Annotated in this window: 10 protein-coding genes; 3 read left to right on the top strand and 7 right to left on the bottom strand. The window is 36.1% G+C overall.

The features are described 5' to 3' along the window. Positions 1 to 379: 379 nt before the first annotated feature. The 4 genes from FTV30_RS14865 to FTV30_RS14850 form a co-directional block, all read right to left on the bottom strand. Positions 380 to 523, bottom strand: coding sequence for a hypothetical protein (locus tag FTV30_RS14865; protein WP_180001858.1), 144 nt, complete (start codon positions 521 to 523; stop codon positions 380 to 382). A gap of 19 nt (positions 524 to 542) precedes the next feature. Further along, positions 543 to 1097 carry a plasmid replication DNA-binding protein gene (locus FTV30_RS14860; RefSeq protein ID WP_180001857.1) on the bottom strand — a complete coding sequence of 185 codons (555 nt, stop codon included), beginning with the start codon at positions 1095 to 1097 and terminating at the stop codon, positions 543 to 545. Continuing rightward, entirely contained in the window at positions 1090 to 2046 is a 957-nt protein-coding gene (gene repM / locus FTV30_RS14855) for a replication initiation protein RepM (protein WP_180001856.1), read from the bottom strand. Before repM ends, FTV30_RS14860 begins: the two co-directional genes overlap by 8 nt. 666 nt (positions 2047 to 2712) lie before the next feature. Continuing rightward, positions 2713 to 3468 (bottom strand): hypothetical protein, encoded by a 756-nt coding sequence (locus tag FTV30_RS14850; RefSeq protein WP_005175443.1) that lies wholly within the window; start codon positions 3466 to 3468, stop codon positions 2713 to 2715. 221 nt (positions 3469 to 3689) lie between these two features. Between FTV30_RS14850 and FTV30_RS14845 the strand changes: the two genes are divergently transcribed. Continuing rightward, on the top strand, positions 3690 to 4973 hold the full coding sequence (locus tag FTV30_RS14845; protein WP_131292408.1) for a MobA/MobL family protein: 1284 nt from the start codon (positions 3690 to 3692) through the stop codon (positions 4971 to 4973). On the opposite strand, the gene FTV30_RS14840 is transcribed toward FTV30_RS14845, so the two are convergent. After that, positions 4957 to 5190: a hypothetical protein gene (locus FTV30_RS14840; RefSeq protein WP_249733010.1), complete on the bottom strand. Its 234-nt coding sequence runs from the start codon at positions 5188 to 5190 to the stop codon at positions 4957 to 4959. The genes FTV30_RS14845 and FTV30_RS14840 overlap by 17 nt on opposite strands. 536 nt (positions 5191 to 5726) lie before the next feature. Between FTV30_RS14840 and FTV30_RS14835 the strand changes: the two genes are divergently transcribed. After that, the gene (locus FTV30_RS14835; protein ID WP_180001855.1) at positions 5727 to 6029 is read left to right on the top strand and encodes a hypothetical protein; all 303 of its coding nucleotides are present in this window, start codon (positions 5727 to 5729) and stop codon (positions 6027 to 6029) included. Between the two features lie 178 nt (positions 6030 to 6207). Here the strand turns inward: FTV30_RS14835 and FTV30_RS14830 are convergent, their stop codons facing one another. Next, complete coding sequence (locus FTV30_RS14830) at positions 6208 to 6453, bottom strand: hypothetical protein (protein ID WP_180001854.1); 246 nt, start codon at positions 6451 to 6453, stop codon at positions 6208 to 6210. 149 nt (positions 6454 to 6602) lie between these two features. On the opposite strand from FTV30_RS14830, the gene FTV30_RS14825 reads away from it, so the two are divergent. Then, on the top strand, positions 6603 to 6827 hold the full coding sequence (locus tag FTV30_RS14825; RefSeq protein WP_004676219.1) for a helix-turn-helix transcriptional regulator: 225 nt from the start codon (positions 6603 to 6605) through the stop codon (positions 6825 to 6827). Positions 6828 to 7163: 336 nt separating this feature from the next. Here the strand turns inward: FTV30_RS14825 and FTV30_RS14820 are convergent, their stop codons facing one another. After that, positions 7164 to 8033 (bottom strand): hypothetical protein, encoded by an 870-nt coding sequence (locus FTV30_RS14820; protein ID WP_180001853.1) that lies wholly within the window; start codon positions 8031 to 8033, stop codon positions 7164 to 7166. Positions 8034 to 8235: the final 202 nt, after the last annotated feature.

Here is an 8235-nt window from a genome sequence, read left to right as displayed (position 1 = left end):
AAAGTCATTTGAATGATTTCTTCTTGGTCTACGTGTCATAAAATACTCCATATATTGATGTTTATAACATCATTTGGGGAGCAAAATATCACTTATAAGTGTTGTTCAAATTTCCTGATCCACCTCTCATAATACATATTATGGGAAGCGGACTCATTGATTTCTTAAGAATTACTAATTTTTTTGATACTTTATAGTTTCCCTAAAATTAACATAATACACCTTATACGAAATGCTTAGATATTTTCCTTATCTTTCAATGTTATAGTCAATACTTAATAGCCCGAAACGTCATGCTCGGGCTTTTTTATTGTTTTATCATGTTCCACGCCTACTTCTTGAGCAATGTTCCACGGCTTTGATAAGCCCAAGTGAATAATCAGGAAGCCTGATCTTTTTCTTTTTGGCGTTCATTCCGCTCTTTCTTGAGTGTCTTTTTATCCTGGTACGATGCAATCAGCATGATCGGGATCAGTAGTGGCGCGACTACAATACCCAGGGCGATGTCTTTCAGTTTCGGCATGATCTTTCTCCCTTATTTCTCAATCATTATCAAATACGGCATTCAGCACCCGGCCAAATAAGCCACGTTTTTTCTTTGTCTCATAATGTGTATTTGGTATGTGTCTTGGTGTTTCATTAGGATGTATTTCTAATGTTTCTTGAGATTTATTGATTTCAATATCTTTATTATTATCAATAGCTTCATTTGTTTCATTACTATTGTCGCATGGTGCATCATTGGATTGTGTCATTGGTGCATCATGAGATTTTTTTTCTTCAGACTCTTTATGCTCTAATAACAATTGAAAGCGGTCTATTTGGTCTAAATAGCGTTTCTCACGATCTTTATATGACTCAATCTCCTTTTTCATAAAATCAACAAGCTGACGTAAATCTGCATCATCCTTAGATTGATCAACTTCCTGTTTTTTTTCATGCTTTTTGATTGGCTCTCCAAAGCATCGGATGACTTCTGCAATATCAAAAAGACCATCAGCGCTTCGAGATATACGCCCTTCTTTTATGGCTCTATATAACGTAGAGCGACTGACATTAAAGCGATTGGATACTTCACTTAGTGATAACTTAGCCATTTACTACGTCCTTTTTACTTGATGGCATATATCCCACTTTTTTTAGGTACGGGTATAGTTCTTTTATTCGGTTAGGGTTTTGCAGCATCTCAGCAATACGAATAGCAAATTGCGGATAGCTTTCAGTTCCCTGGGAATACCGCCCCATTTCGGGTAGCTCTGAAAGCTTATTTGCAAACATGTGACGTTGTGCATCAGTCATTTGGGTAAAGAAATCTACCGTGTTTGGATCTCTTTCTGAAGGTATCGAATCAATTTTTTTATGCTTAAAAGTGAATGATAAGGCTGAGATAGATCTTCCTGTTTTGTACTGTTCATATTTTACATGTATATCAGTGAGTTCATTGATTTGCTTTATGGCTGGTTCTAAAACACGACTTTTAAAATTAACCATTTTTTGATATTCATTAATCTCAAGTCCTAATTTTTCTCTGAAGTCAGATAAAGAAATTACAGGGGTTTTTCCTATATTTCTCCAAGCAATTAGAAACTCATATAAACGAATAGCATATTTGCTAGTTAACTGGGCAACCTGTTTAAGTTGATAGCTCGTAAAGTGCTTTTCCAATCTTGTGATAAGAGGAACAACATCTGGTGCAAAGGTAACTTCTAATGTAGCAAGGTCATCAATATATGCAATTCGGCTAACCCAGCGGGATTTGACTACAATTTCTTTGTTTGTATCTTTATGAATTTCCTTAAAAGAGAACTTTCTTTCAAAAAGATTATTAACTGCATTTTTTAGAGCGTTATACGCTGCTTCTTTGGTGACATCAAAGCGAGAAGCATAATCAGAAGCATGAATCTCTAATTTACTGTCAGATGAGATCCCTTGGCCTGTTTCTCTTGCTCTTATTATTGATAAAAGGATAAGCCGTTGCTCGGTTACTTCGAGATTATAACTGGCATTAATTAAGGCATTATCTTTTACTACTAAGTCATTTTTCATAAGACTGCATAGGTTATAAGTGTTATTAAGACTACATTAGCATTCGATGTAATCAAATGCAAAGAAATTGTAGTCTTATGACAAAGAAATTGTAGTCTTATGACAAAGAAATTGTAGTCTTATGACAAAGAAATTGTAGTCTTATAAGCCTTGAAAGCCTTGCAAGAAAAGGCTTTCAGCATCTCTAAAAGTATTTAAAAACTTTAAAATAATTAAAAGCACAGGGAATGAAAAATTGCCCTTGGTTTTCGCTACGCTCAAACTCTATTGAATCTCGCTTTCGCTCGATTCCTTGGGGCAATTTTTAGTAAATCTCGTTATGACTTTAAAAAAAGCACAAACAATTCGGAATTCGCTTCGCTCATAGTGCTTTTTTTACTCGCTTTCGCTCGTTCTAGAATCAAATTTTGGCATTTGATTTACGCTCTTTTAGATTTCACATACTAAAAAACAGTTTTTCAAAGAGTCGAAGCGCGAATTTTAGTTATGCCGCTCGTAGACACTCGCTCGGTATATACCTTCTAGGTATATTGTGAGTTTTGAAATGGATCTTGATTTGTATTTTTGCAAAATAAGCTAAATGCTCTTGTTTTGCGATTACAGCCACTTTATTGATTTAGACGTAGCTAACTCAAAAATTGGTTTAAAAGTGGCTGTAATCGCATTTTATTGCGGTTTTAAGTGACTATCTGCTTCAAAGATATAAAGTTCTGTACCGTGGTCATCATATTCACATAATCCTTCAATAACTTTGATAAACAATTCTCTGCTTCGAAAGTAGTTTTCAGTTCTTGGATGAATATATTGATAAAGCGTGGTGTTACTAACCATTCTGAAAAAATTTTGGTTATTGACGATGGTATTTTTAACTTTTTCTGGATCTATATTTTCGGTTGATAAATTAAGTTTGTTCCAGGCGGCTAGTACTGCTCCACCTAAAGCATATTTGAGCTGATTTTCTGCATTACGTTTCTTTTGGGCGTCTGTCAGTTCTTTATGACTTTTTTGCAAAATTTCGCGCTTGTGTTCATTCTCCAGCCGGATCCGGTTTTCCAAGGCTGCTTTTTCAATTTTCTGGTAAGACTCCAGGGCACGATCCAGGCGGAAGAAATTATCCTGATCCATTTCCTGTGTCAGTAATGCCAGAATTTCTGTTTCGTTGGCCAGAAGGGGCTGCTGGTTTTTATCCTTTAGCTTGATCTGTTCAATGAGGGCCTGTCTTTTTAAAAACTGGTTTTTATCACGGTCTGCAGCTTTCAGTAGATTGAGCTGTTTGTCATTGAATATGCCATTTGCTTGTTGAAGCAAGGTCAAAGCCTGCTGCTGGTTTTTCTTGAGGAAAGGGAGATTTTTAAGGAACTGCTGTAATGTCATGAGGTCATTTGAAGTGAGTATTTTCGCAGGTCTTCCACGGGCCGCCATCGCATTCTCCAGCATAAAATGGGTGAGGTTTTTGTGTTTTCAGTTTAGCATAGGCCGGCACGGGAAAAATTAAAAAAAATGTGGGAACATTTTTTTTAATTCTTAAGCTCGTTTCCGTGTTTTTAATTCGATATAATTACTACGCAATTATATCGAATTAAAAACACTTCTCCTCGTGCTCCGCAGGCTCTGCGAGGCTCCGTGAATTTGAAGGTGGGATTATGTTCTATTGCAACCTGGAACACACAAGCAAAAAGGCCGTGAAAACCCGATCGGGGAAAGTAAAAAATGCTGCCACGGCCAAGAACCGGTTTCACTACATTACCCGGACTTCGCACTTTAAAAATTATAAAGAAAGTGCCTCAGAACAGATCGAGTTTGTGAGATCCGGCAATCTGCCAAATTTTGCTGAAGGAAAGCCGGCTGAGTTTTGGGACGCTGCAGATATTTATGAACGTAGTAATGGCCGTACCTGTTCCAGTTTGGTGGTGGCCTTGCCCAAAGAGTTGAATCAGGCACAGCGGATTGAATTGGCCGAGGCGTTTATTGCTGAGTTCGCAGACCGCTATAGCTATCCCTTTACCTGTGCCATTCATAATCATGTTGGATCGTTGGGTGGGCAAGAGCAACCGCATTTGCATTTTATGTATAGTGAACGACATGTTGATGGCATCGACCGGACCGCAGAACAGTTTTTTAAGCGTTATAACCCAAAGGATCCACAGAAAGGTGGGGCGCAGAAGCTGACAGCTGATGTGTTAGGTATGGGAAAGGCGCAGTTACAGCTGTATCGGCAGAAGACTGAAGAGCTGATTAATGACAGTCTCATGCGTTATGCCCCGACCAAGATGGTGGAAATCAAGGGAATTCAGGTGGAAGTTCCTAGCTTGGTCAGCTGTTTATCCAACAAGGAGTACAACAAGAAGCATGGCACACAGCTAAAGGATGTTCCTGTGATGAATAAGGCGGTCCGTTTTGCGCGTGAGAAAGAGCCGGAATTAGTGGCCGAACGGGAAAGAATGACTGCTGAAATTAACCAGTTACGTGCTGAAAATCATTATGAGTTGTATCGCCCATTTTACGAGGCTGAATTAAAAAATAGTCAAGAGATTGAAGAATTGAGCACGCAAGCTGAAACACCACGGACACGGCAGCGTTGGTATGCTCAAGAAAAATTATTGTTTTTACAACAAAAAATGCAGCAAGCCTTATTGCAAGATCATCAAACGACCGAACCTTTTAGGCTGATTCAGCATGATTTACAGACTTATATCGATCTTTTGAATACCGAATCCTTCGATCGACTTGAGAAATTTGAATACTTAAGTGATCTGGGCCAACGGTTAAAGAATTCAGTTATTCAGATAGCCTCTATTGATGAAGAATTGGCATTCATGCAGCGGCAGGTCATCGAACGTGTGCCTTTGCAAATGAGAGACAAGGCAGTAACCCCTGACAAAATAAGGAATCATGATCAGGATAATGATTTTAGTTCTGGTTTTTAGGCAGATTGTTTAAGGCGCGCCATTGCATCAGCAGAACAGCCTCTTCATCTTCCAGTGTAGTTTCTCCAGACTGGATCCGTTCAAAGCGTTCCCAGGATCTTTTTTTATGGGCCCTTTTTTCTTTGGGACTCATGCCGAAGGTCGTAATCGATTGAGCTGTTGCCCAATCCTTGCGATCCATTTTTTTGAGATGCTCACTTGTACTGAATTTTTTCATGGAAATACTTCTGATAGGGACTTAACCGAATTATTTGATCTTTAATTCCTTAACGTGACAGAACCTGATATTGCAACTGCCAAGCTGAATGCAGAACTTTCTCTTGTATTGTAAAAGATAATTCGACTTCTAGATTTTTTTAGCTTCGATAAAAACAAGATAATAATTATAAATCAATACTTTAGATGATTAGTGATGAATTTTAGATGATTAGTAATGAATTTTAGATTCTATTTTTTTAGCGTCTATCCTAAAATTCATTACTATCCCATTTTATTTATTTAGATCAGTTACTTAAACTCATTTTTTAAGCCGAGCTTTGTGAGCTAAAAGAATCTAACTAGGCTTATAGTGGGGGTATTCACTATTTAAAATATCCTGTTTTTAACTCAAAAAATCATCCACTTTGAGTCAGAACCAGAGAAAAGGGTTTTTTGGAGTCGTTTTTTTAATCGTCTGGTTAACATAAAAGAAAAAATAATTGTTAATTAGTTGTAATTTAGTTGTTATAATAGCTTGTGCTTTGGAGATAAGTTATGTCTGTCCAAGAACGTTTAAATAAATCGACAGTTCAGTTTTTAAAAATTGCTCACCATATCGTATTTGCACGTAAACGCTATGAAAATGGCAGGCAAATGGTGGTTGCACTGATTTATATTGCACAAGAAGCCCACCCAATTACGGCCATGACAGGATCTGACAAATCTTGGGATTGCCATGATATTAGCAAAGCCACAAGATCAATCAGACGACACAATAAAAACTGTCTAATCCTAGATCGTAGAGACTTTATTTTTGAGAAAACAGAAGACCTAAAAGGTTTCAATGGTATCCATTGATTATTGATCGCTAAACGTGAAAAATCCCGAACATGGATGCTCGGGATATAAACTATGATATTGAATTATAAGGATAATTGCACAGAATTTCGTATAATATGTATTATGTTAATTTTAGGAATTCTAATAATTACATCTTACCTATTTGAAGTTTTTAGCTTTACTCACCTCTCATAAATTAACAGTCAAAGCTGAAGAAGTGTTCTGGGAAACAAGAAACAAAGGCTTTTTGAATATCGCTGTACTCACACTCAGGATGCTTCTCTAAATAACGTCGAGTCCAAATCAGTGTGGCTTCATAATCATTAAAGCACTGATCGAGTTGTAAAAAAATCCACAGTTCATAGGCTTTTTGAATGAAAAAGTCATTGATGATCATGAGAGCAATTTTCTTTTCAGTGTTTGAATCCGGGTATGAGTACATATTACATTTCTCCGATAGTAAGGATAAATAGGTTAGTTGATAAGCTATTTATAACACATAAAAAATGTGTTTGTCACATTTTTTATGTGTTTTTTTAAGTTTTATGGTCTGTGTTATACTTCTAATTCAAACAGATTGTATTTATCACGATGCCATACGAAGAATTTCAAAGACTTATGGGGAAAGCAGGTCTTTCAATTAAGGAATTTGCAACCTTATTGGACATGAACCCAAACTCCATAACTAACTATAAAAAGATCGGAAAAGTACCTACTCATATCGCTGTTCTGGTTTACTTACTTTCTAGCATGAAAGATGAGGGTGTAGACTTTTACCCTATTTTTGAAAAAATTAAGTCGTATTCAAAAGACTAAAACTCTCGTTTGTTGATTGTTGTAAGCTTTTTAGTAGATATTGATGATGTAAAAAATGCCTGAACTTCAGGCATTTTTTTGTTTCAGGGACTTATAAGCCTCGATAGAACTTTTCAATAAAGTATCGAGTTTTGAGAACTAGGGTGATAAAAACCATCATAAACCAGACATTTTTATTGGTGAGAATATAGACACTTTAAATGGGTTCTAACACTAAATTTCGCATAAGAGATTTTATGTTAAAAGATGATTGAAAAGCCCATTTCATGGGCTTTTCATATTAATGTCTCTATTTGCTTAATGATATATGAGTCAATATTAGGTTAATGCTCTACCTTACTGACAAATATACCAATTGTCTTTGCTATCCCAGATCACACGACCTGATTCAAGAGGGGTCTGCTTATACCTAACATTATTTCCTGAAGCGATAGTATTATTGCTACTTAACCAGCCTTGGATATTGATTTTAAGATGATTATTGCTAATTGCTTCTAAACTTGCAATAACTTTTGCACCTTCTACAGTGCGGTATTGTGGCTGCCCCATAACAATTAATCCTGTATATTCAGAAACTGATGTGTCCTTACAGATTGTGCGCCCAATATCATTCTCTTTTGGAGTATTATTAGCGATCATATTTCGATATCTTTGTTGTTGGTTTCTAATTTCTTGATTGCGTTGCTGTATTTTAGCCTCTATTTCTTTCTGCTTTTTCATGTCAGCCATATAATAATCGCTTGCAGTATTAAGTAGAGCTAGTGGATTGGCTACTTCAGTTTTTAATGTCAAAAATGTTAGGTGTTGAGTACTATTGTATCTATGTGCGACAGGTTCAATTGTTATTCCCCATGGTTGAGATGCTCTACACGTAAAGCCACCAATATAAGGAAGAGCAATGCTTGTAGAACCTTGTAATCTTGTCTTTACATTTGAAAAATTAGACTTATATGTTTGTGTGAAATTTCCATTCTGAGATTCACAAAATTTCTTTAAATAAGTAAATGGGATTTGATAATCGGGTACGTTAGAACTAGTTAAATACTCTTTTCCTGTACCATCTTTCCCATTCAATTTTTTAGCTATAATAACTTCACTTGGACTTTTAAATTTTGCCACATCAGAAGTTTTTATTCCATTTACTGTTATACAGCCTACCATACTGGTTATAAGTGAAAGGCCCAAAATAATTCTAAAAATTTTCATTTAAAATCTCATTACAATGTGGTTTATTTAAGTTTACCGTACTAGCTAAGACTAAGAATTTAAAAATAAAATATTAGAAACCTTTGCACGAATAAACACACAAAAGTTCATTAAATTGGTATAATACAATAAAATCAATCACCTAGCAAAAAACACGACTATGGCATGGAAACAAACAGGGCAACTCTCCCTAGCAGACAGT

It is taken from the genome of Acinetobacter sp. YH12255 (genome assembly GCF_013417355.1).
Taxonomy (GTDB): Bacteria; Pseudomonadota; Gammaproteobacteria; order Pseudomonadales; family Moraxellaceae; genus Acinetobacter; species Acinetobacter pseudolwoffii.
This window is presented reverse-complemented; position numbering and strand designations above follow the sequence as displayed.